The 23,753-nt window shown below is 38.9% G+C and carries 24 protein-coding genes and 1 other annotated feature; of the genes, 19 read left to right on the top strand and 5 right to left on the bottom strand.

Annotated features, from left to right (window positions below):
* The first annotated feature begins 59 nt into the window (after positions 1-59).
* From AC1F25_RS04765 to AC1F25_RS04745, 5 genes are all read left to right on the top strand, one after another.
* Positions 60-401, top strand: a complete 342-nt coding sequence (locus AC1F25_RS04765; protein WP_002292948.1) for a winged helix-turn-helix transcriptional regulator — start codon at positions 60-62, stop codon at positions 399-401.
* 44 nt (positions 402-445) lie between these two features.
* Positions 446-658: a binding site (T-box leader), on the top strand.
* A 53-nt stretch (positions 659-711) separates the two neighbouring features.
* A complete protein-coding gene (gene pheS, locus AC1F25_RS04760; RefSeq protein ID WP_002292949.1) occupies positions 712-1,755 on the top strand; it encodes a phenylalanine--tRNA ligase subunit alpha in 1,044 nt (347 codons plus the stop codon).
* A 4-nt stretch (positions 1,756-1,759) separates the two neighbouring features.
* Positions 1,760-4,180, top strand: a complete 2,421-nt coding sequence (gene pheT, locus AC1F25_RS04755; protein WP_002309416.1) for a phenylalanine--tRNA ligase subunit beta — start codon at positions 1,760-1,762, stop codon at positions 4,178-4,180.
* A 500-nt stretch (positions 4,181-4,680) separates the two neighbouring features.
* The gene (locus tag AC1F25_RS04750) at positions 4,681-4,815 is read left to right on the top strand and encodes a hypothetical protein (RefSeq protein ID WP_002292952.1); all 135 of its coding nucleotides are present in this window, start codon (positions 4,681-4,683) and stop codon (positions 4,813-4,815) included.
* Between the two features lie 270 nt (positions 4,816-5,085).
* Positions 5,086-5,259 carry a hypothetical protein gene (locus AC1F25_RS04745; protein WP_002309415.1) on the top strand — a complete coding sequence of 58 codons (174 nt, stop codon included), beginning with the start codon at positions 5,086-5,088 and terminating at the stop codon, positions 5,257-5,259.
* A 164-nt stretch (positions 5,260-5,423) separates the two neighbouring features.
* Here AC1F25_RS04745 and trpS read toward each other — a convergent pair whose 3' ends face one another.
* Positions 5,424-6,434, bottom strand: coding sequence for a tryptophan--tRNA ligase (trpS, locus tag AC1F25_RS04740; protein WP_002309414.1), 1,011 nt, complete (start codon positions 6,432-6,434; stop codon positions 5,424-5,426).
* Between the two features lie 253 nt (positions 6,435-6,687).
* Between trpS and AC1F25_RS04735 the strand changes: the two genes are divergently transcribed.
* From AC1F25_RS04735 to cbpB, 8 genes are all read left to right on the top strand, one after another.
* A complete protein-coding gene (locus tag AC1F25_RS04735) occupies positions 6,688-7,425 on the top strand; it encodes an amino acid ABC transporter ATP-binding protein (RefSeq protein WP_479994297.1) in 738 nt (245 codons plus the stop codon).
* A 13-nt stretch (positions 7,426-7,438) separates the two neighbouring features.
* The gene (locus tag AC1F25_RS04730) at positions 7,439-8,254 is read left to right on the top strand and encodes a transporter substrate-binding domain-containing protein (RefSeq protein WP_002313815.1); all 816 of its coding nucleotides are present in this window, start codon (positions 7,439-7,441) and stop codon (positions 8,252-8,254) included.
* Positions 8,255-8,266: 12 nt separating this feature from the next.
* A complete protein-coding gene (locus tag AC1F25_RS04725; protein ID WP_002344190.1) occupies positions 8,267-8,914 on the top strand; it encodes an amino acid ABC transporter permease in 648 nt (215 codons plus the stop codon).
* 15 nt (positions 8,915-8,929) lie between these two features.
* The gene (locus AC1F25_RS04720; protein WP_002309409.1) at positions 8,930-9,586 is read left to right on the top strand and encodes an amino acid ABC transporter permease; all 657 of its coding nucleotides are present in this window, start codon (positions 8,930-8,932) and stop codon (positions 9,584-9,586) included.
* Positions 9,587-9,747: 161 nt separating this feature from the next.
* Positions 9,748-10,581: a glutamate racemase gene (gene racE, locus AC1F25_RS04715; RefSeq protein WP_002316225.1), complete on the top strand. Its 834-nt coding sequence runs from the start codon at positions 9,748-9,750 to the stop codon at positions 10,579-10,581.
* Complete coding sequence (rph, locus tag AC1F25_RS04710; protein ID WP_002309406.1) at positions 10,571-11,926, top strand: ribonuclease PH; 1,356 nt, start codon at positions 10,571-10,573, stop codon at positions 11,924-11,926. Before racE ends, rph begins: the two co-directional genes overlap by 11 nt.
* On the top strand, positions 11,927-12,445 hold the full coding sequence (locus AC1F25_RS04705; protein WP_151668929.1) for a metallophosphoesterase: 519 nt from the start codon (positions 11,927-11,929) through the stop codon (positions 12,443-12,445).
* A 106-nt stretch (positions 12,446-12,551) separates the two neighbouring features.
* Complete coding sequence (cbpB, locus tag AC1F25_RS04700) at positions 12,552-13,052, top strand: cyclic-di-AMP-binding protein CbpB (protein WP_002309404.1); 501 nt, start codon at positions 12,552-12,554, stop codon at positions 13,050-13,052.
* Positions 13,053-13,330: 278 nt separating this feature from the next.
* On the opposite strand, the gene AC1F25_RS04695 is transcribed toward cbpB, so the two are convergent.
* Positions 13,331-14,251 (bottom strand): mechanosensitive ion channel family protein, encoded by a 921-nt coding sequence (locus AC1F25_RS04695; protein WP_002313813.1) that lies wholly within the window; start codon positions 14,249-14,251, stop codon positions 13,331-13,333.
* A gap of 125 nt (positions 14,252-14,376) precedes the next feature.
* Here AC1F25_RS04695 and AC1F25_RS04690 point away from each other — a divergent pair, with 125 nt between their 5' ends.
* On the top strand, positions 14,377-15,429 hold the full coding sequence (locus tag AC1F25_RS04690) for a branched-chain amino acid aminotransferase (protein ID WP_002316226.1): 1,053 nt from the start codon (positions 14,377-14,379) through the stop codon (positions 15,427-15,429).
* 110 nt (positions 15,430-15,539) lie between these two features.
* Here the strand turns inward: AC1F25_RS04690 and fabI are convergent, their stop codons facing one another.
* Complete coding sequence (gene fabI, locus AC1F25_RS04685; protein WP_002309397.1) at positions 15,540-16,295, bottom strand: enoyl-ACP reductase FabI; 756 nt, start codon at positions 16,293-16,295, stop codon at positions 15,540-15,542.
* Between the two features lie 218 nt (positions 16,296-16,513).
* On the opposite strand from fabI, the gene fabZ reads away from it, so the two are divergent.
* Positions 16,514-16,954: a 3-hydroxyacyl-ACP dehydratase FabZ gene (gene fabZ, locus AC1F25_RS04680; RefSeq protein WP_002309395.1), complete on the top strand. Its 441-nt coding sequence runs from the start codon at positions 16,514-16,516 to the stop codon at positions 16,952-16,954.
* A 125-nt stretch (positions 16,955-17,079) separates the two neighbouring features.
* On the opposite strand, the gene AC1F25_RS04675 is transcribed toward fabZ, so the two are convergent.
* The gene (locus tag AC1F25_RS04675; protein WP_151668930.1) at positions 17,080-17,832 is read right to left on the bottom strand and encodes a peptidylprolyl isomerase; all 753 of its coding nucleotides are present in this window, start codon (positions 17,830-17,832) and stop codon (positions 17,080-17,082) included.
* Positions 17,833-18,020: 188 nt separating this feature from the next.
* Here AC1F25_RS04675 and AC1F25_RS04670 point away from each other — a divergent pair, with 188 nt between their 5' ends.
* Together AC1F25_RS04670 and AC1F25_RS04665 are read left to right on the top strand one after the other, a co-directional pair.
* Positions 18,021-19,115, top strand: coding sequence for a DUF871 domain-containing protein (locus AC1F25_RS04670; protein WP_002309391.1), 1,095 nt, complete (start codon positions 18,021-18,023; stop codon positions 19,113-19,115).
* A gap of 162 nt (positions 19,116-19,277) precedes the next feature.
* Entirely contained in the window at positions 19,278-20,213 is a 936-nt protein-coding gene (locus tag AC1F25_RS04665) for an alpha/beta hydrolase (protein WP_002372379.1), read from the top strand.
* A gap of 85 nt (positions 20,214-20,298) precedes the next feature.
* Here the strand turns inward: AC1F25_RS04665 and gap are convergent, their stop codons facing one another.
* Positions 20,299-21,309: a type I glyceraldehyde-3-phosphate dehydrogenase gene (gene gap / locus AC1F25_RS04660; protein ID WP_151668931.1), complete on the bottom strand. Its 1,011-nt coding sequence runs from the start codon at positions 21,307-21,309 to the stop codon at positions 20,299-20,301.
* Positions 21,310-21,588: 279 nt separating this feature from the next.
* On the opposite strand from gap, the gene obgE reads away from it, so the two are divergent.
* Positions 21,589-22,902, top strand: a complete 1,314-nt coding sequence (obgE, locus tag AC1F25_RS04655) for a GTPase ObgE (protein ID WP_151668932.1) — start codon at positions 21,589-21,591, stop codon at positions 22,900-22,902.
* Positions 22,903-23,066: 164 nt separating this feature from the next.
* Positions 23,067-23,654 carry a hypothetical protein gene (locus AC1F25_RS04650; RefSeq protein WP_002309384.1) on the top strand — a complete coding sequence of 196 codons (588 nt, stop codon included), beginning with the start codon at positions 23,067-23,069 and terminating at the stop codon, positions 23,652-23,654.
* Positions 23,655-23,753: the final 99 nt, after the last annotated feature.

The raw sequence follows: 23,753 nt of genomic DNA, 5'->3' as shown, positions 1-23,753 counted from the left end.
AGCAAACTTGACTTATATTTTGTAAGGATTATGCTATACTCTGGGAAGAGGTGAGTATGATGGAGCTAACACAGACAGAATTCGTTTTGTGTCCTAAATTTGAAAAAACGTTCTCTATTTTAGGAAAAAAATGGAACGGATTGATTATCGATGTACTACTCGAAAATGGTCCGCAACGCTTTGTCGAGCTTGCGGCAAAAATCCCGATGGTTAGTGATCGGGTATTGGTCGAACGCTTGAAGGAATTGGAAAAAGAAGGAATAGTCACTCGAAACATTGCCTGTAGTGAAAAAAGCCGTTCAGAATATCTCTTGACTGAAAAAGGAGCAGACTTGCAAAAAGCAATGCGTCAAATACAAGTTTGGAGCGAAAAATGGGTCACAGAGGAAGAATGCGGTTGATTTTGTAAAAAAAATCTTGTAAACTATAGTCCATACGAATAAGTAAAAGAACGATGACGAAAAAGAGTAGTTTGGCTAAACCAGTTCAGGGAGATCTGTCACAGACTGAAAACAGGTCCTGTGTTTGAAAAATGAAGTTCACTTTCCGAGTTCGTCTGATCATTATCAGACCGGCAACTGTCGTTAACGAAGTAAGAGTGCGATGTAAGTTTATTTATCGCAAATTAGGATGGTAACGCGAAGACCTCGTTCCTTAACAGGAATGAGGTCTTTTTGTTTTGTATTTGGAATTTAAAGGAGGAACAAGCACATGTCTTTACAAGCACAATTAGAGAGCTTGAAAGAAGAAACAATCGTCAAAATCACGGCGGCACAAGATTTAAAAGAATTAAATCAAATACGTGTTGAAACGTTAGGAAAAAAAGGACCGATCACAGAAGTATTGCGTGGGATGAAAGATCTAAGTCCAGAAGAACGTCCAAAAGTCGGAAGTTTCGCAAATGAGATCCGAGACCTTTTGACAGAAGAAATAGAGCGAAAAAAACAAGTGTTAGAAGAAGAAGCGTTAAATGCGGCTTTGGCAAAAGAAACAGTAGACGTGACATTGCCTGGTAGAAAAGTAAAGCATGGTACACGTCATATCGTGACACAAATCATGGAAGAAATTGAAGATATTTTTGTAGGTATGGGGTATCAGATCGTGGAAGGTTACGAAGTAGAGTCTGACCATTACAATTTCGAACGGATGAACCTGCCAAAAGACCATCCGGCAAGGGACATGCAAGATACTTTCTATATTTCAGACGAGATATTGATTCGGACACATACTTCACCAGTCCAAGCACGGACAATGGAAAAGCATGATTTCTCTAAGGGTGCTCTACGAATGATCTCGCCTGGAAAAGTTTTCCGCAGAGATACAGATGATGCGACCCACAGCCATCAGTTCCATCAAATTGAAGGGCTAGTTGTTGATAAAAACATCACGATGGGCGATCTTAAAGGAACATTAGAAGTCGTAATGAAAAAAATGTTTGGGGAAGATCGTGAAATCCGTTTGCGTCCAAGTTATTTCCCATTTACGGAGCCATCAGTAGAAGTAGATGTCAGTTGTTTCAAATGTGGTGGTGCCGGTTGTAACGTATGTAAATACACTGGATGGATCGAGATTTTAGGAGCTGGCATGGTGCACCCGAATGTGTTGAAGATGTCAGGAATCGATCCAGAAGAATATTCAGGCTTTGCTTTCGGCCTTGGACCAGACCGCGTAGCTATGTTGCGGTATGGAGTGAATGATATCCGTAATTTCTATCAAAATGACTTACGTTTCTTAAGTCAGTTCAAGGGGGAGTAAGAAGATGTTAGTTTCATATAAATGGCTTAATCGTTATTTGGATTTATCGAATGTAACACCAAAAGAATTAGCGGATAAAATGTCTGTAACAGGAATCGAAGTCGAGGGAATCACGGTTCCAGAAGAAGGCTTGAAAAAAATCGTTGTCGGTGAAGTCAAGGAATGTGTACCACATCCAGATTCCGATCACCTTTCTATTTGTCAAGTCGATATTGGCGAAGACGAACTGTCTCAAATCGTTTGTGGAGCGCCTAATGTGAAGGTCGGAATCAAAGTGATTGTTGCGCTTCCTAACTCACGGATTGCTGGAAATGTGAAGATCAAAAAAGGGAAAATGCGTGGTCAAGTATCAAATGGCATGATTTGCTCGTTACAAGAAATTGGCTATTCAGACAGTGTTATACCGAAAGAATACGCTGAGGGTATCTATTATATGCCACAAGAAGCTGTAAATGGCGATCCAGTTTTTTCTTATTTAGATATGGATGATTCGATCATTGAATTGTCTATCACACCAAATCGTGCAGATGCATTGTCAATGCGTGGCGTAGCTTATGAAGTTGGAGCAATCTATCGTCAGACGCCTACATTCGATGACGAGAAATTAGTAGAATCATCACAACTTGCTAGCGATAAGATCCAAGTGACAGTTGAAGATAAAGAAGTCGTTCCTGCCTATCAAATCCGCATCATTGAAGGAGTAAGAATCCAACCAAGTCCTCAATGGCTGCAAAATCTTTTGATGAATGAAGGCATCCGCCCAATCAACAATGTAGTAGATGTGACGAACTATATTTTGCTTTTATTCGGACAACCACTACATGCATTTGACTACGACAAATTGAAATCAAACGAGATCCTTGTCCGACATGCAAAAGAAAATGAGACATTAGTCACGTTAGATGGAGAATCTCGGAAATTGACAACTGACAATCTTGTCATCACTAATGGCAAAGAACCAGTTGCTTTAGCTGGTGTCATGGGTGGATTAGATTCAGAGATCACGAATGAAACAACAACAGTGGCACTGGAATCTGCTTTGTTTGATCCAATTTCGATCCGTCGTACAGCAAAACAATTTAATTTGCGTAGCGAATCTTCTGCACGCTTTGAAAAAGGGATCAACCATGCAACTGTTGGAGAAGCCAGTGAGGTTGCTGCAGCAATGATCGTTTCTCTTGCAGGTGGGGAAGTTCTACAAGGCGCGGTCAAAGGTTCAGAGATCAAAGCAGAAGACGTATCAGTGAAGATTTCACTTGAACGCATCAATCAATATTTAGGAACATCTCTTGTCGTTAAAGAAGTAAATGAGATTTTTGAAGCACTTGGATTTGGCTATGAAGAAAAGGATCATGTTTATTCCGTAGTCGTACCACCAAGACGCTGGGATATCCAAATCGAAGCAGACATTATCGAAGAAGTTGCTCGTATTTATGGATACGACCAGTTGCCATCTACACTTCCAAGTGGAGAAACGGTTGCTGGAAGCTTGTCAAAAGAACAAGAAACTACTCGTAAAATTCGTACAATCTTTGAAGGAAGCGGATTGAGCGAAGCAATCAGTTATGCATTGACAACAGAAGAAAAATCAAGACAGTTTGTTATAAAAGAAAGTAATATTACACGTTTGGACTGGCCAATGAGCGAAGAACGTTCTGTATTACGAATGAATTTGATCAGCGGACTATTAGATGATATCAGTTATAACACTGCTCGAAAAAATACAGAGATTGCTTTATATGAAATCGGTCGGGTATTCTTCCAAGAAAATGATCCGCGCGCACATCTGCCACAAGAAGTAAAACATGCAGCAATCGCTATTTCTGGTGTTTGGGAAGAAAAAGATTGGCAGACGAAAGCACAAAACGTAGACTTTTTCACCATCAAAGGTCTTTTAGAAAACTTATTTGAACAACTAGGTATCCATGAAGATATCCATTATCAAACAGTGACAGAAATAAAAGAAATGCATCCTGGAAGAACTGCTGCGATTTACCTTGGCGAACAATTTATCGGTTTTGTCGGTCAAGTGCATCCGACAATTGCCAAAAGTTATGATATTCCAGAAACATATGTAGCTGAGTTTGATTTATCTGCTGTAGTGGAAGCTGCTCAAAAAGGAATCGTTTTTGAAGCAGTGACAAAATTCCCAGCAGTCAGCCGGGATATCGCTTTGCTTGTAAAAGAAACTGTGACAAATCAGGAATTAACAGAAGTTATCGATTCTGCTGCCGGAAGATTTTTAACAGATATCCAATTATTTGATGTCTATCAAGGAGAAAACATCGAAAAAGGACATAAATCCATGGCTTATAGCCTGACATTCGTCAATCCTGAAGCAACATTGACAGATGAAGAAATCAATAAAGCAATGGATAAGGTAACAAAAGCTTTGACAGAAACGCTTGGAGCAAGTATTCGTTAAAAGTTAGAAGCAAAATAGTTATCAGTCGTCCATGCTTTTGAAAATGTTTTTTTAAAAACTCTTTATATAGAGTAGATACTTGAGCAGATCCATCTTCGGTTCTGCTCTTTTTTATTTTTCAGGTAGATTCCATAAATTTCTAAAATCAGAAAAATAGGTAGTTATCGAGCCGTCGTATTCACAGTGAAAGACTATCAATAACACGGCTATGTAAGTATGAAAAAAAGAGAAGATGAAATTGAAAAGGGAGAGTTTTATTACACAAGTAATTAGATTTTAAATGAACAGGAAAATCATTATTTTTATCGCTAATTTTCAAAGAACAGTTTTGGCTATATACTAATAAGAGGTTTATTGGATAAGAAATCATGACATTTAATCTGCTGAATATGGAAAAATGACCGAGGTGGTAATCCCAACCATTTTTTCTTAGTGTATCATTAATTGAATTTCAGACGTTTTGCACATGGCTACTTCAGAGATTAAAGGAGGTGGTAGTGGTGTTCATGTTAGTTGTTCTTGGTCTTTTATTAATAATCGTTGGTATTCAACTTAGAAGAGGCAAATGGTATGGAATAGTTGCTGGGAATACTTTTAAAGATAAACCGATTGAAGTTCAAAAAAAGGTGCATTAGGAGCTTCATCTATTGCTTTTTTTGTAGGAGGCTTTTTACTAATCGTTTATATTTTAATGTTTTTTGATATTCAAACTAGATTTTTAATCATTCCAGTAATTGTAATAGCGATAGTATATTCTTTGTTTACCTTATATAAATATCTTAAACACTTCATTAAATATGGAGAATAAAGGAACTATTTAGTAAGAAAAGAAATAGTAGAAAATCTATAAAAAACTACCAATAAAAATGAGGGGGACACAGCTTTTGGCCCTTCTTTGACGACAGTTGAACAAAATATCCGCACTTGAAAAAGGGAATGTCACTGAAGCTGTGGTCGCCACTCAGCCGATCAATGAATACGAAGATGCATTGAAAAAACTGATCAACTGTGAAAAGCAGTATACGACACTTCTTGAAGAAACCACTCAAGTGATCGACAAACAAGTCGTCACGGACTAAGAACTGGCCAATTATTTCAACTAAAGTGAAAGTCTCTGATTCTGATTTTGAACATCAAAAAACCGAACGATAGAGAGCGTACGCATGCAAGTAAGCAGCTACTCAACTATTGTTCGGTTTTTTGAGTTTGGTAATGATGTCACTAAGATGGATTCACCGGTGTATTAATGGAAGTAATTGATCCCCATTGCTGATTTTACTTCAGAAAGTGTTTGTGCAGCTACTTTAGCAGCTTCTTCACTACCTTTACGTAAGATTTCCATAACAGCTGAAGGATCTTTTTCCAATTCTTCTCGGCGCGCGCGGATCGGTGCAAATTCAGCTTCCAATACATCAATGAGGTATCGTTTGATCTTTACATCACCAAGTCCGCCGCGGCGGTAATGAGCTTTCATTTCTTCAATTGCTTCTTTATCTGTTCCGAATACATCCAAGTAGGTGAAGACCATATTCCCTTCTACTTGTCCAGGGTCTTGTACATGGATGTGGTTTGGATCAGTATACATACTCATGACTTTTTTCTTTAAGACATCGGCAGGATCGGAGATATAAATACCGTTTCCTAACGATTTACTCATTTTGCCATTTCCATCGATTCCAGGTAATCTACCCATTCCTTTTGGTGGGAATACGCCTTTTGGTTCCACCAAGACTTCACCATATGTATGATTGAAGCTTTGTACAATTTCCTGTGTCTGCTCTAGCATTGGTTTTTGATCCTCGCCAACAGGAACGAGATTCGCTTTGAATGCAGTGATATCTGCTGCTTGAGAAACAGGATAGATAAAAAATCCTGTAGGCACGCTTTCACCGAATTTCTTTTGTTCGATTTCTGTTTTGACAGTCGGATTGCGACGAACGCGTCCTACGCTGACCAAGTTCAAATAATACATGGTTAACTCAGCTAATTCCGGAATTTGTGATTGGATAAATAAAGTAGATTTTGCAGGATCTAATCCCACGGCTAAATAGTCTAAAGCAACTTGCAAGACATTGGATGAAACCTTCTCAGGATTTTTAGCATTATCGGTCAGTGCTTGCATGTCAGCAATCATGACAAACAGTTGGTTGTCTTCATCTGCTTGCATAGCCACTCGGGTTTTTAGAGAACCGACGTAATGCCCTAAATGCAGCTTCCCAGTTGGTCGATCTCCCGTTAAAATAATATTTTTCAAAAAAGACACCTCTTTACGATTTGTAAGTCTGAGCACTTAATATCTTACCGTTTTTCCTGACAAGAAACAACAGTTCCTAAGGAAAAAACAAGGAAAGAGGATAAAATAACTAATAGATTAGAAATGAAAGAAATATTTATGCGAGAATAAACGTTCTAAGAAACTTTACAAATTACTAAACTATCAGATATAATGTATTTTATTATACATCTTTAAAAGAAATCTTACTAAATAATAATGGGAGTGTAATTCTATGGCAATGATTAAATTTGATCACGTGGATAAATATTATGGCAAGTTCCACGCATTAAAAAATATCAATCTCGAATTCGAGAAAGGAGAAGTTGTCGTTGTCATTGGTCCTTCTGGTTCAGGAAAGAGCACGATGCTTCGCTGTATCAATGGATTAGAGATGATTTCTTCAGGTAAGCTACTAATTAATGATGCTGACTTGCATGATAAAAGGACAAAATTGACAGAAGTCCGAAAGAATATCGGCATGGTTTTCCAGCATTTCAATTTGTATCCTAATAAAACCGTTCTGGAAAATATTACATTAGCACCAATCAAAGTGTTAAAGCAAGACCAGGCAACTGCAATCAAAAACGCGGAGAAATTTCTGAAAACTGTCAATATGTTAGATAAGAAAGATTCTTATCCTTCCATGTTATCCGGTGGACAACAGCAACGGGTGGCAATCGCCAGAGGTTTAGCGATGAATCCTGAGATGCTCCTGTTTGATGAACCTACTTCTGCTTTGGATCCGGAAATGATTGGTGATGTATTGGACGTCATGAAAAAATTGGCGCATGATGGTATGTCAATGATTGTCGTGACGCATGAAATGGGCTTTGCCAAAGAAGTTGCGGATCGTGTCATCTTCATGGCTGACGGAGAAGTATTGGAAGATAGCAGAAATGTGAGAGACTTTTTCGAAAATCCAAATGAAGTCCGAGCACAGCAATTTATCAGTAAAGTTATCAATCATTGATAGGAGGAAAAAGATGCGCAGGTTTAAAAAGATACGCCTGATTTTCCTTTTAGGCATTGCTTTTCTTGCACTAGCCGGATGTAAAGGAAATGGGTTGGCAAATGAAGATATTTTAGAGCGAAGCAAATCTACCAATGAAATCATCTGGGGTGTCAAATATGATACTCGATTATTTGGAATGATGGATATTGAGAGCAGAACCGTACAAGGATTTGATGTAGATATTGCAAAAGCTATCACTGAAAAGATCCTTGGTGAAAATGGAAAAGCGGAATTTGTTGAAGTCACTTCTAAAACGCGGATCCCGTTATTGAAAAACGGAAACATCGATGCAATCATTGCGACGATGACGATCACAGATGAACGAAAAAAACAAGTCGATTTTTCAGATGTCTATTTCGATGCTGGCCAAGCTTTGTTGGTAAAGAAGGGAAGCCGAATCAAAAGTGTAGATGATTTGAATGCTTCTACAACAGTTCTAGCAGTCAAAGGTTCTACGTCGGCTGCGAATATCCGACAGCATGCACCAGATGCAAACATTCTGGAATTGGAAAATTATGCAGAAGCATTTACTGCCTTACAATCTGGCCAGGGAGATGCGATGACTACGGATAATGCGATCTTGTTAGGGATTGCAGATGAAAATCCAGAGTACGAATTAGTCGGCGGAACGTTTACTAATGAACCTTATGGAATTGCAATCAACAAAGGACAAGAAAACTTCTTGAAAGCTGTTAACCAGGCGCTAGAGGAAATGCATGCAGATGGCACATACGATAAAATCTATCAAAAATGGTTTCCAAATGAAACTGAAGGAAAAGTAGAGTAAGGGGGAGAGGCAATGAGCGAATTGATACAGACTTATGGACCAATCTTTGTCGACGGGTTCAAGATCACATTGTTTTCGAGTGTCTTAGCACTTGTGTTTAGTTTGATTATCGGAACGTTGATGGCAATCTTCCAATTATCAAAGAATAAAATAGTGAGTGCCTTAGCAAAGGCATATGTAGAATTTTTTAGAAACATTCCATTATTGATTATCGTGATGTTTTTTTATGTTGTCGTACCGATTTATTGGTTTAATCTAGACGGATTTCAAGCTGGGACGATTGGATTGACTATCTATACATCCGCTTTTATTGCTGAAACGGTACGTTCAGGGATTCAAACCGTACCAAAAGGCCAAACAGAAGCAGGATTGTCTTCTGGATTTACCTATTCAGAAATTATGCGTTATATTGTTTTGCCGCAAGCATTCAAAATCGTTATTCCGCCATTAGGCAACCAATTTATTAATCTTGTGAAAAACTCGTCTATTTTAGCAATCGTAGCTGGTTTGGATTTGATGTATCAAGGAGACTTGATCGCCAGTGAAACATTCAATACCTTCGATACGTATATCATCGTTGGGTTATTTTACTTAGTTATTACGCTGCCGTTATCTTACTTAATGGTTTATCTTGAGAAAAAATGGGCGGTTCGTTCATAGAAGGAGGGGAAATACATGGATTTTAGCGGCGCTTTTTCATGGATGAATGTCCGTTTTTTATTGGAAGGATTAAAGGTTACTGTTGAAGTTTCATTGTTTTCGATCATTTTCAGTTTCTTGATTGGTGGTCTGGCAGGTGTGATTCGTTTTGCGAACATCCCTTTCTTGTCCAAAATCCTTGGTATTGTGATCGATATCATACGAAATCTTCCATTATTATTGATCATTTTCTTCACTTATTTTGCCTTGCCTCAGATTGGTATTCAGATGAACATCTTCTGGTCCGCTGTTGCAGCATTGACGATCTTTGAATCAGCTATGCTGTCGGAGATTTTCCGAGCAGGACTTAATGCTGTTCCGAAAGGGCAGATGGAGGCAGGATTGTCAACAGGACTGACTTATGTAGAAACGATGCGGACGATCGTCTTGCCGCAAGCATTCAAATCAATGATTCCGGCAATTGTGAGCCAATTGATTTCACTGATCAAAGATACTTCATTAGCAGTAATCATTTCTTTACCTGAACTTTCTCATCAAGCACGTATTATTTATGGACAGAATACCAATTATGTGCTTCCGATGTTCATCATCATGACACTTATGTATTTCGTGGTGTGTTACGCGCTTTCTCTGCTTTCCGGTTACTTGGAAAAGAGACGGTACAGTTATTAATAGATGATTCTTTTAGCGGTTGTGGCAGACTAAAGTCACAACCGCTTTTCCTCTTTCCATTCGAAAAAAAGAGAGTTTGATTGTTTTAAGCAAGTGAGAGCACTTGAAAATTCACGCTAAAAAGTACACAATAGGGAGGATAGAATTTATTGAAAAAAAGGATGATACGATTGACAGATAATCGCCCTATCGGATTTATTGATTCAGGTGTCGGCGGCTTGACTGTAGTAAAAGAAGCCCTGAAACAATTACCGAATGAAAATATTTTATTTGTAGGAGACACAGCACGCTGCCCATATGGCCCTAGACCCGCGGAACAGGTAATCCAGTATACTTGGGAAATGACGGATTATCTGGTGGAGCAAGGAATCAAGATGCTAGTGATTGCTTGCAATACCGCAACTGCGGTTGCTTTAGAAGAAATCAAAGCTGCTCTTTCTATTCCAGTCATCGGTGTGATCCTTCCCGGTACAAGAGCGGCAGTAAAAAAAACACAAAATAAACAAGTTGGCATTATCGGTACGATTGGTACGGTAAAAAGTCAAGCTTATGAAAAAGCATTGAAAGAGAAAGTGCCAGAATTGACTGTGACAAGTCTTGCTTGTCCCAAATTTGTTTCAGTTGTCGAAAGTAATGAATACCATTCATCTGTGGCAAAAAAAATCGTGGCAGAAACATTAGCTCCGTTAACGACTAAAAAAATCGATACATTGATTTTGGGATGCACCCATTATCCATTATTACGCCCCATCATTCAAAATGTAGTGGGTGAAAATGTTCAACTGATCGATTCTGGAGCAGAAACAGTAGGTGAAGTATCTATGCTACTCGATTATTTCAATTTGAGCAATTCACCGCAAAATGGACGGACATTATGTCAGTTTTATACAACAGGATCTGCTAAACTTTTCCAAGAAATAGCCGAAGACTGGCTTGGAATCGGACACCTAAATGTAGATCATATTGAATTAGGAGGAAATAAGGATGCGTCATGACGGGAGAAAAGCCCAAGAGCTTCGTAAACTGGAGCTTCAAACAAATGTTTTCAAATATCCAGAGGGATCGGTTGTGATCCGTTTTGGTGATACAACAGTTATTTGTTCTGCAACAGTAGAGGATTCTGTACCGCCCTTTTTGAGAGAAACAGGAACAGGGTGGGTAACTGCTGAATACAGTATGCTACCTCGAGCAACGAGTACGAGAAATCGTAGAGAAAGCAGCAAAGGGAAACTTTCTGGTAGAACAATGGAAATCCAGCGTCTTATTGGTCGCTCCTTGCGTGCAGTAATAGACTTGGAAAAGCTGGGAGAGCGTAGTATCATCATAGACTGCGATGTGATCCAAGCGGATGGCGGAACTAGAACAGCTAGCATCACTGGGGCATTCGTCGCGTTGAGACTAGCAATTGAAAAGCTTTTAAGAGAAAAGGAATTGTCAGAAGATCCAATTAAAGAGCATCTTGCTGCAGTTAGCGTAGGGATCTTGCCGGATGGGACTTGCGTGACAGATTTGGACTATCAAGAAGATTCCGCAGCACTTGTAGATATGAATCTCGTGATGACAGAATCAGGAAAATTCGTGGAGATTCAAGGAACTGGAGAAGAAGCAACGTTTGATGGAGAACAGTTGAATGAAATGCTCTTTTTTGGAAAAAACGCGATTGAAGATTTGATCAAAGAGCAAAAACATGCTTTGCTAACAGAATTTGCTCAAGATAATGAGCGGATAGAAGAAACAAAAACAATCATCATTGCGACAAGAAATCCAGGAAAAGCAGAAGAGTTTCGAAATATGTTCAAAGAAGCGGGATATCATGTAAAAACATTACTTGACTATCCTGAATTGCCAGATGTAGAAGAAACTGGCAGCACATTTGAAGAAAATGCCCGATTAAAAGCAGAAACGATTGCACAATTACTTGATCAACCAGTCTTAGCAGATGATTCAGGTTTGAAAGTGGATGCATTAGGCGGTATGCCAGGAATCTATTCTGCACGTTTTGCAGGGGAACAAAAAAGTGATGCGGGGAATAACGCCAAATTATTATATGAATTGACAGATGTACCAGATGAAAAAAGAACAGCACAATTCCATTGTACACTAGTATTCGCGGCACCAAAAAAAGATAGCCTTGTAGTAGAAGCGGAATGGCCCGGTCGAGTAGCACGTATACCATCTGGCGAAAACGGCTTTGGGTATGATCCTTTATTTATCCCAGAAGGTAAGAAACAAACAGCAGCAGAATTATCGAGCGAAGAAAAAAACAAGATCAGTCATCGGGCTCAAGCAATGAAAAAATTGAGTGCCGAGTGGAAACAATGGCTGGAAGGAGAGAGATAGATGCGGTATTTAGTAGTAAGTGATAATCATGGGGACAGAGATATCCTCGTTGACTTAGTAGATCGCTATCATTCTGAAGTGGATATCTTTTTCCATTGTGGTGATTCGGAATTAGAAGCTTCTGACCCATTATGGGATACATTCCAAGTGGTTCAAGGTAATTGTGATTATGGACCAGGATTCGAACAGAAAAAAGTGATCCAAACTGGTCAGGATACAGTATTCATGACTCATGGTCATTTATCGAATGTCCGATTTGGTTTGACACAGTTAGCAATCGAAGCTCGAGCTGCAAATGCCGATATGGTGTTTTTTGGTCATACCCATCAAATAGGCTGTGAGATGGATCAGAAAATCCTATTTTTGAATCCTGGAAGCATTTCTCAACCTAGAGGCCCGATCCAAATCCCATCATATGCTCTTATTGAAAGTTTAGATGACCAAATTTCTGTTCAATACTATAACCGTGCCCATCAGGCAGTTGAAGAGTTGGCCTTTTCTTTTTCGAGAGAGCGCTGAATAAAAAAACTCTAATTTTTAATAAAAATAAGCTTTATTTTGTGAATTTTGCATCCGGTTTCGGTAAAATAGTAGTGTTGAATGAAATAGAAATGGAGGCCATCAGATGATTGGACCTATAGTAAGAGAAATGCTGCTGGAAAATCAGGAAACGTTTTTGATTCCTGCAGAAAATGTGGCAAATGTTATGTACCATCATCCATTATCCCATGGTTTACTTGTCTTATCGAAGGTCGGTTATTCCAAAATTCCTGTATTAGGAAAAGATGATCACTTTGTAGGACTAGTAAGTTTATCAGATGTGGTCAATAAAATGATTGACTTGCAAACAATCAGCATGGATCCCTTAGAAGGACTAACAGTTGCTGATGTAACAGAAACGGATGTTCCGACGATTGATGAAAATTGGGAACTAGAAGAAGTACTCCATTTGTTAGTTGATTCGCCTTTTTTACCGGTTGTCACAGAAGAACGGGTTTTCAAAGGAATCATCACAAGGAAAGAGCTGCTTAAAGCCGTAAACTTCATGGTGCATGAATTAGAACGTCGCAATATATTGTCTCCAAAAATCGAAGAATTAAAAGAACAAATCGATATTGTGAGCTAAAGAACGAGAAACTGAAAGATAATCAAAAAATAAGTAGAAACAAAAGCGTACCAGTTTTGACTTTATCTTGAAAAAGAGGCTGGGACAGAAGCGTTTAACTCCAAGGAATAAGCTGAAATTCACGAAAATTGCTTTTCAAATTTTTGTGAATTTCAGCTATTTCCGAAGGATTTGCTTCTACTTCCGCCGTTTATACGTGTTTAGAGCGTGGGACAAAAGTGTTCTTTACTTTTGTCCCACGCTCTTTTTAGTGAGATCCGTTGCATCGTTTGACCAAATTATTTTCCGACAGCAATTGGACTGTTCGGAATCGTGAACCCAGAAGCTGTCAATTCTTTGACATAGGAGCTCAAAAACTCTTCTTTTAAGGCATATTGTTTTCCGTTCAATGCGTAGCAGACCGTACGAATAGCAAAATTACTATTACCAAGATCCACTAAACCAAATATGGAAGGTTCAGTTTGAAGCTCTTCTTGGTATTTTTCAGCTAATGTATGATTTACTCGATCAATGATCTCATAGATTTTGTCATATCCTTCTTCAGGAACGATCCGGATATCTAAAAGTACTTGCATATTTGCACGAGAAAGATTGCTGATCGTGGTGATGTTTCGATTCGGGATGAAATGGACAGTACCATCCGTTGCTTTTAGCTGAAGGGTACGGATACCAACAGATACGACGGTTCCTTCAATCGTTAAGTTTGCTAACTTGATGTAGTCTCCAACATCCATCTGTTGTTCCATGATAATAAAAAATCCGGTAATAACATCACTCATGAACCCTTGGGCACCAAGACCGATCGCCACACCTGCAATTCCGGCACCAGCCAAAAGTGATCCGATCGGTACACCGATAGCAGATAAAATTGCATAGATAAAGAAGAAACCAAGGGTATAATGAAAAATAGTATTTAAAAGACTATGTAAAGTCTTTAAGCGGCTCTCGTTTAGAATGGCTTTTTTAGAATACTGATTAAAAGACTTATCAATCAGATATTTTCCCACACGGTGAAGAATCCAAAAAAGGATGATCAAAAAAACCAGATATAAACTTTTTTGGATAAAGGCAGCCAAAATAGCGTCCCAATCAATCCCGTCCCAAAACCGCTGAAACGCATTTACTTTGCTGACAGCTTGATCTGTCAATGTCTCGCCAGAAGAGTCTGTCGTACCGGCAGTTGCTAATAATGAAAACATAAAATCCTCTTTTCTAAAATTTGATTCTTTCTGTATTGTACCAAGAAGTTTTCAAAAAAGGAAATAGCAAAAATAACTATAATGAAGGAAAAAAGCTGAAAATAAAATGACAAACAATATGGATAATGATAAAATGTGGAGAAAATAACGAAGGTGGTAAATATATGCAAATCGATTGGAATAATTTAGGATTTTCTTATATCAAAACTCCTTGGCGTTTCATTGCCAAATGGAAAGACGGACAATGGGAAGAAGGGGAATTGACAGAAGATAATTACCTGACGATTCATGAAGGCTCTCCAGCGCTTCATTATGGTCAGCAATGTTTTGAAGGTCTAAAAGCTTATCGTCGAAAAGACGGGAAGGTCAATCTCTTTCGACCTGAACAAAATAGTCGTCGGATGAATCAAAGTGCTAGACGCTTGCTGATGCCGATGGTCCCTGAAAAAATGTTCGTTGATGCTGTTAAGCAAGTGGTAAAAGCAAATGAAGCTTTCGTGCCTCCGTATGGAACAGGCGCTACATTATACTTGCGTCCTTTACTGATTGGGGTCGGTGAAAACATCGGTGTCCATCCTGCTCCAGAATACTTATTTGTCGTCTTCTGTACGCCAGTAGGAGCGTATTTCAAAGGTGGGCTAAAACCAACGAACTTTATTGTATCTGATTACGATCGTGCTGCTCCTAAGGGAACTGGCGCAGCAAAAGTCGGCGGAAATTACGCAGCAAGTTTACTTCCAGGAACAGAAGCGAAAGAACTGGATTACTCAGATTGTGTTTATCTTGATCCAGCCACACACACGAAAATCGAAGAAGTAGGGGCAGCAAATTTCTTTGGGATTACGAAAGACGGAAAATTCATCACCCCGCAATCGCCATCTATCTTACCAAGTATCACGAAATATTCTTTGCTGCAATTAGCTGAAGAACGACTAGGACTTCAAGCAATAGAAGGAGATATTTTCATTGATGATCTAGATCAATTTGCAGAAGCTGGTGCATGTGGTACAGCGGCTGTTATTTCTCCAATCGGCGGGATTTATCACAATAACAACCTGCATGTATTTTATAGCGAAACGGAAGTAGGACCAGTAACAAAGCGGTTGTATGATGAATTGACAGGTATTCAATTCGGGGACATAGAAGCACCAGAAGGCTGGATTGAAGTCGTGGAATAATTTCAAAGTAATAAGTTGAAAAAACGTAAAAAAGAAAAAATCAGGAAGAGACTTTAAAAAGTTTTTTCCTGATTTTTATATGTTTTGCTTTAAAGAATGCAACAAAAGGATTATGAAAGATGGACACCTTTGTCAACGTAGATAATATCACCGATGATTCCGCTGGAAAGAGGACTAATCAAGAAAGCACAAACATTACCGACTTCTTCGATCGTTACACCTTGCTGATCAGGCGTACGAGATTCAGATAACTGGATAAGTTTTTGATAGTCTTTAACCCCTGTAACAGCTAATGTTTTGATTGCTCCAGCTGAAATACCATTGACTCGGATGCCTTTAGGTGAAAACTCAGCTGCCAAATAACGGATAGCTGCTTCAAGAGAAGCTTTCGCGATACCCATCATGTTATAATTCGGGATTGCGCGCTCTGAACCTAGATAAGTCATGCTAACGATTCCGCTATTTGGTGCAAGAAACGGTTGTGCGTATTTTGATACAGCAATCAAAGAGTAGCTACTGATATCTTGAGCTAATTGATAGCCGTCTCTGGAAATATCAGACACATTTCCAGACAATTCTTCTTTGTTGGCGTAAGCAACTGCATGGACAAGGCCGTGGATCTCTCCAGCATATTCACCGATGGCATTCATTGCTTTTTCGATGCTTTCGTCGCTAGAAACATCACATTCTACAGTGAATGCTTCTTCGCCGACCAATTTGACTAATGATTTTTTCATTCGTTCATTTTGGTAAGTATAGATAATCTCTGCCCCTTGTTTCAACATTGCTTCAGCGCACCCCCAAGCAATGCTTTTTTTGTTAGCGACGCCCATGATGACGATTTTTTTTCCTTCTAGAAATGACATAATGACTCTCCTTTGTTTCTGATAAAAATTTGATAGTCGTAAAAAATAGAAAATAATAGCTAAAATAACTTCTTGATTTCTTAATTATTAGTCAAAATGTTTTGATTGTCAAACTATTTTTTCTTAAATTAAAAAAAGATTGCTAAATATTTAGGAATATGATACTTTGATAGTCAAAGTAATGAAAATGGCAATTGCCTGAAAGAAGGAGTTTAGTTATGTCTTACGTATTATCTGCTACTGAAGTAATGGACTTGATCCCTAATCGTTATCCTATTTGTTATATTGATTATGTAGATACATTAGAACCAGGAAAAAAGATCGTGGCGACAAAAAATGTAACGATCAATGAAGATTTTTTCCAAGGTCACTTTCCTGACAATCCAGTGATGCCGGGTGCGTTGATCCTAGAAACACTGGCACAAGCAGGTTCGATTCTTATCCTAAAATCAGAAGAGTTCCTAGGAAAACGAGCTTATATAGGTGGAATCAATAAGGCCAAATTCCGTCAAAAAGTTGTTCCAGGAGATGTACTGAAATGTCATTTTGAAATCACCAAAATGAAGGGGTCAGTCGGTACAGCGTTATCTGCAGCATATGTAGATGATAAAAAAGTCTGTGAGTGTGAATTCACGTTCATCGTCAACCAAAATGCTTGATCATAAAAAAGTTGTTATAGAAAAATAGAAGGATGCTTACCTGCTTTTTTATGTAAAAAGAAGACGTCTGAATCTAGCACATTTTGTCATATTTGCTAGATTCAGACGTTATTTTTATGTTCTGTTTATTTTGCTTCTTGCAGTATATTGATTTTATCAATTTTTACTTCTTCTTTTGGTTTGTCTGAACTATCTGTTTCGACATTTGCAATAGCATCCACGACATCCATTCCTTCAATCACTTGACCGAAGACAGTGTACTGACCATCAAGGGAAGGATAACCGCCGTTTTTATAAGCATCGATAATCGCTTGAGGGTAATCATCTTTTAAAAGACCATCATGCATGTCATCTGAATTTTGAACGATAAAGAACTGGCTGCCGTTACTATTAGGATCTTGTGAGCGAGCCATAGATAACGCACCTCTTATATTGTAAAGGTGGTTGTTAATCTCTGTCTCAAATCCTTCTCCCCAAATGCTTTCGCCTCCAGTGCCATCGCCTTTAGGATCGCCGCCTTGGATCATGAAATCTTTGATGACGCGGTGAAAAGTCAAGCCATTATAGTAACCATCTTTTGCGTGTGTCATAAAGTTTTCAACTGCTTTAGGTGCATATTCAGGGAATAATTTGATTTTGATTGTGCCTTTATTTGTCACCATTTCGACCAAATCTTCATTTTCAGCTACATCTTTCGTCAATTGTGGCAATTCCAATGCATTCAAATCGACACTACTGGCAGTTGTACTTTCCGCAGTGGATGTACTCTTTGAACTTTCAGCGGATGAACTAGGAGAAGTCGTACTTTTTGCGGAACAACCAGCAAACAATAATGCTGCAGCTAAACTAATACTTAAAATAACTTTATTTTTCTTCATAACTATTCCTTTCCAATTTACTATTTTGTTATCTTTAATGATAACAAAATAGAGGAGAAATACCTACTTAAATTATTGGAATTTATCATTTATTTTAAAAGAAAAAGAAAAGGTGTAGACCATTTGTCTTGTCTTTGCTATAATGTAAGTGGATACAAAAACGAAAAGATGCAGGAGGAAATGGTAATATGGGAAAATTAGGAATCTCGATTTATCCAGAACGATCAACATTTGAAAAGGACAAAGCGTACTTGGATTTAGCTCATAAGTATGGGTATAAACGGGTTTTTACCAGTTTACTGCAAATCAACGACGACAAAGAAAAAGTTCTTTCAGAATTTAAAGAAGTAGTTGATTATGCGAATAGCCTAGGCATGGAAGTAATGGTGGATATCAATCCAGCGTTATTTGAACAGTTGGAGATTTCTTACGATGACTTATCTTTTTTCCATAAGATGGGTGCCTATGGAGTTCGCTTAGATATCGGGTTCACCGGAGCAGAAGAAGCAAAAATGACGCGTAATCCTTTCGGTATCAAAATCGAGATCAATATGAGTTCGGGCACGAATTATGTTGACAACATCATGAGTTATTCGCCAAACACGGATAATTTATTAGGTTCTCATAATTTTTATCCTCATCGATATTCTGGTTTAGGCTACGACCATTTTGTTTTTTGTTCAGAAAAATTTAGAAAATATAATTTGAATACGATGGCGTTCGTCAATTCGCAATCCGCTGAGTTTGGCCCTTGGCCTACACAAGATGGCTTGTGCACACTAGAAGACCACCGAGACCTTGAGATTGCTACACAAGTGAAGCATTTGATCCTTACAGGGCTGATTGATGATATTTCTATTGGAAATGCGTATGCAAGCGAAGAAGAATTGAAAGAAATGGCAGAAGCTTTTAATGCAGATTATCCAACATTGAAAGTAGATACGGAAGAAGGGATTACAGAAAACGAACGAATCTGCTTATTTGACAACCTCCACAGTTATCGAGGAGATCGCTCAGAGTATATCCTTCGTTCGACGATGACTCGTGTATATTATAAAGAAAAAGATTTTCCACCTCATAATACGCGAGATATGCATCATGGTGATGTGCTGATTGATAATGATGGGTATGGTCAATATAAGGGAGAAACACAAATCGCCTTGAAGGACATGAAAAATGACGGACGGGTCAATGTTGTAGGAAGAATTTCAGATGACGAACTGTTCCTCCTTGACTTTTTGAAACCTTGGTCAAGCTTTAAATTAATTGAAAATAAAAAATAGATAATGAGTTGCTGCAGAAATAATCCGCTAGAAATAGCCAGTTATTTCTGCTTTTTTATTTTGTTTTTTTATAGGTTATAAAAATGAACATTGCATAGTAGAGATTCTTTGATTATACTAATTCAAGGTTAGATGAAAAAAGAGAAATGAGATGGATAAATTATGAAACTTTGGATGAAAATCCTTCTAGGCGTTGCCCTAGTTCTAATCATTGCGCTATTGTTTGCAGGGAATTATTTTTATAATTATGCTGTCGTGCCGTCTGAGAAAGACTTTTTAGATGAAGATACACCAGGTACAACACAGACATCCAAAGAAACGGATGCACATAAGTGGTTTAGTTCAAAAGAGAACCGAAGCAATTGGACAATCACTTCGAAAGACAGTCTGAAATTATCAGCGATTTATCTTCCTGCTGAAACGAAAAGTGAAAAAACAGCTCTAGTTGCTCATGGCTACATGGGAGATGCTGAAACGATGACCAATTATGCAAAGATGTTCCATGATATGGGCTACAATGTCCTTGTTCCTGATGCAAGAGGGCATGGAAAAAGCGAAGGGGATTATATTGGATTTGGATGGCCAGAGCGTAAAGACTATGTGCAGTGGATCAACAAAGTGTTAGAAGAAAATGGAAACTCGCAAGAAATCGTTCTGTATGGTGTCAGCATGGGGGCAGCAACTGTCATGATGACTAGCGGAGAAAAATTACCAAATAACGTAAAAGCAATTATTGAAGATTGCGGTTATTCTTCTGTCCATGATGAGCTTGCGTATCAGCTAGACGATATGTTTAGTCTTCCAGCATTTCCGCTTATGCAAGTAACGAGTCTAGTGACAAAAGTCCGTGCCGGCTACTTTTTCGGTGAGGCAAGTGCAGTGGATCAATTGAAGAAAAACCAGCGTCCAATGCTATTTATACATGGAGACGCAGACACATTTGTACCATTTGAAATGTTGGATAAGGTCTATCGTGCAACGAAGGGACCAAAAGAAAAGTATGTTGTAAAAGGAGCCGAGCATGCGGAAGCATACAAGACAGATCCTGAAAAGTATCAGCAAGTAGTCCAACAGTTTTTAAGCCAATATGTTCATTGAACTAGTTTAAATGCAAGAGGATAAAAAGAAACAAGCCTTTGACTGGACCCAGTCAAAGGCTTGTTTTATTGTTTGATTTATTAAATTACAAGTTAGCGAATTTTTCTAGTAAGCGAATCATTTGGCAAGTGAATCCGTACTCATTGTCATACCATGCAACAGTTTTGACAAGTTGGAAATCGCCAGCAGTTGTTACTTCTGTTTGGGTTGGGTCAAAGATCGAACCTTGAGTTGTGCCAATGACATCGCTAGAAACGATTTGACGGTCATCATACCCAAATGAAGGATTGTCAACTGTGTGTTTTTTGATTGCTTCATTTACTTGATCAGCAGTTACTTTGGTTTTCAATACTGAAACTAATTCAGTTAATGAACCATCAACGACTGGAACACGTTGCGCATGTCCTTGTAATTTTCCTTGTAACTCAGGGATAACTAAGCCGATTGCTTTTGCAGCACCAGTAGAATGTGGAATAGTGTTGTCAGCAGCTGAACGAGCAGCACGTAAATTACCGCCTCTTACTGGTCCATCTAACAGCATTTGGGTTGAAGTGTAGGCATGGACTGTTGTCATTGTACCAACTTCGATCCCAAATTCATTATTCAAGAAATAAGCCATAGGTGCTAAACAGTTTGTTGTACATGATCCTGCTGAGATGATTCGGTCGTTTTCATCTAATGTATCATCATTGACGTTATAGACGATGGTTTTCATTGCACCAGCTGGGGCAGAAATAACTACTCGTTTGACACCAGCATCTAAATGTGCTTTTGCTTTTTCTTCAGATGTATAAAAACCAGTACATTCTAGTACGATATCTACACCGTTTTCTTTTGCCCAAGGGATTTTGCTTGCGTCGGGTTCTGCATAAACACGCGTTGCTTCGCCATCCACTACGATTGAGTCTTCTGTTGCAGTAACTGTGCCAGGAAAAGTACCGTGAGTAGAGTCAAATTGCAATAATTGTGCCAACATAGTTGGACTTGTTAAGTCGTTGATTGCTACTACTTCAATATCATCTGATACTTCTTTGATGCGGCGGAAAGCCAGACGGCCGATACGCCCAAATCCGTTAATACCTACTTTTACTGTCATATCAAAAGTTCCTCCTTTATTAGGGGTGCTATGAAAAGGCATCCTCAATTAATACACTGTTATTCTGCTACGCAAAGCATATTTTGTCAAAAAATTATACTCGATAGCAGAAAAATGGTTGGAAACCTTACCAAATAATAAAAAAAGAAGAAGGCAATCAATCTTTTTGCTGAAATGATAGACAAAAACAGATTTCACCGATAAAATAAGGAAGACTTTTGTTTATTGTGGAAATTCAGGCAGTCAAATAAATAAATTGAATAATAGGAGGACTTAATTATGTCCATGTTTTTAGATCAAGTAACGATCGATGTGAAAGCTGGCAAGGGCGGAGACGGAATGGTTGCATTTCGTCGCGAAAAATACGTTCCTGACGGCGGACCGGCTGGTGGAGACGGTGGTCGTGGCGGTGATGTCATCTTGGTCGTCGATGAAGGTTTGCGTACATTGATGGACTTTCGTTTTAATCGCCATTTCAAAGCGCAGCCAGGTGAAAATGGAATGAGTAAAGGGATGCACGGCCGTGGTTCAGAAGATACCTATGTGAAAGTACCGCAAGGAACCACTGTCCGAGATGCAGAGACTGGTGCTCTTTTAGGAGACTTAATTGAAAATGGTCAAACACTAGTTGTGGCGAAAGGGGGACGTGGCGGACGAGGAAATATTCGGTTTGCCTCTCCTCGGAACCCTGCACCGGAAATTGCTGAAAACGGGGAACCAGGACAAGAACGAAAAATCGAACTGGAATTGAAAGTATTGGCAGACGTTGGGCTTGTAGGCTTTCCATCTGTTGGAAAATCGACTTTGCTATCTGTGATTTCATCTGCTCGTCCAAAGATCGGCGCTTATCATTTCACGACACTAGTCCCTAACTTGGGAATGGTTACTACAAGTGATGGCAGAAGTTTTGCCGCAGCAGACTTGCCAGGGTTGATTGAAGGAGCTTCGCAAGGTGTTGGGCTAGGTACACAATTCCTTCGTCATATCGAAAGAACGCGAGTTATTTTACATGTGATCGATATGAGTGGGATGGAAGGACGAGATCCTTACGAAGACTATCTTGCCATCAACAAAGAATTATCTACTTACAACTTACGCTTGTTAGAGCGTCCGCAAATCATCGTGGCTAACAAAATGGATATGCCGGATGCACAGGAAAACCTAGTGAAATTCAAAGAACAGCTGAACAAGGAAAAAGAAGACGAATTCGCTGATGATATCCCAGTATTTCCAATTTCTGGAGTGACTCAACAAGGATTGGATGCGTTATTGAATGCTACAGCAGACTTGTTAGAAGTAACGCCAGAATTCCCATTGTACGAGGAAGAACTGGAAGAAGAAACTGTACACTATGGATTCAATCCAGAAGGTCCTGAGTTCCAAATCAATCGTGATTCAGATGCAACGTGGATCTTATCCGGTGAGAAGATCGAAAAATTATTCCAAATGACGAATTTCGATCATGATGAAACGGTAATGCGTTTTGCTCGTCAATTACGTGGTATGGGTGTGGATGAGGCACTTCGAGCACGTGGGGCGAAAGATGGCGACCTTGTCCGTATCGGTGAATTTGAATTTGAATTTGTCGAATAGGCAAACAAATAAAAACAAATACCAAAAAATATAGATTCAAATCTAAGGGGAGTATGGCTGAGGCCATTCTCCTTTTTTATTAGGTAGAAAAGAGTGCTTTTCTTTTCTTATTTTACAATTAAAGGTAAAATAAATAACAAGAAGGTATGAAAGGGGCGTTTTCAATGAGCAAGCGAGTAATCATTTTAAATTTTCAAGTAGAAAGCCAAGCATATCAGGCATTTTCAGAAATCAAAAAACTCCATGCTGTTCGTTCGATCAAAGGAGAACAGATGGCCGTTGTCAGCCATGATCCCAATGGAACCCATCAATTCAAAATAGAAGATTTTATCGACTTTACTGGTAATAACAAATCTTCTACTGGTGGGTTGATTGGTATGTTGGTTGGCGTATTAGGTGGGCCGCTAGGGATTCTATTAGGATGGTTTGCTGGAGGGATGATCGGTGCGACACAAGATGCAAAAGAAATAAAAGATGCTCAGACTGTGTTCGACTTTGTAGGAAATAAAATCGGTGAAGGAGCTACAGGACTGATTTTGATTGCGGATGAAGAAGACAATCGTCCATTGAATCAATTAGTGATGATGGAATTAGGCGGAGAAATTACCCGTTTGGATTATGAAGATGTCGAAAAAGATGTGCATGATGCGAAGGAAGCCGAAAAGCAGGCGAAAGAAGCTGCCCAAAAGACTTGGGAGGACAAACATCCGCAATCTTCCGATGACAATGAGAGTTCCGAATCTTCAAATTAATAAAAACAGCAGAGAATCTCAAAAGGATTCGCTGCTGTTTTTACAATGGAGTTTAAAGGAGTTTAAAGAAAACGTTATCACAGAAGAACATTATTTTTA

Source organism: Enterococcus sp. M-BR2, assembly GCF_056612775.1.
Note: the sequence above shows the minus strand (reverse complement) of the source record. Positions and strands in the feature narration are given on the sequence as shown.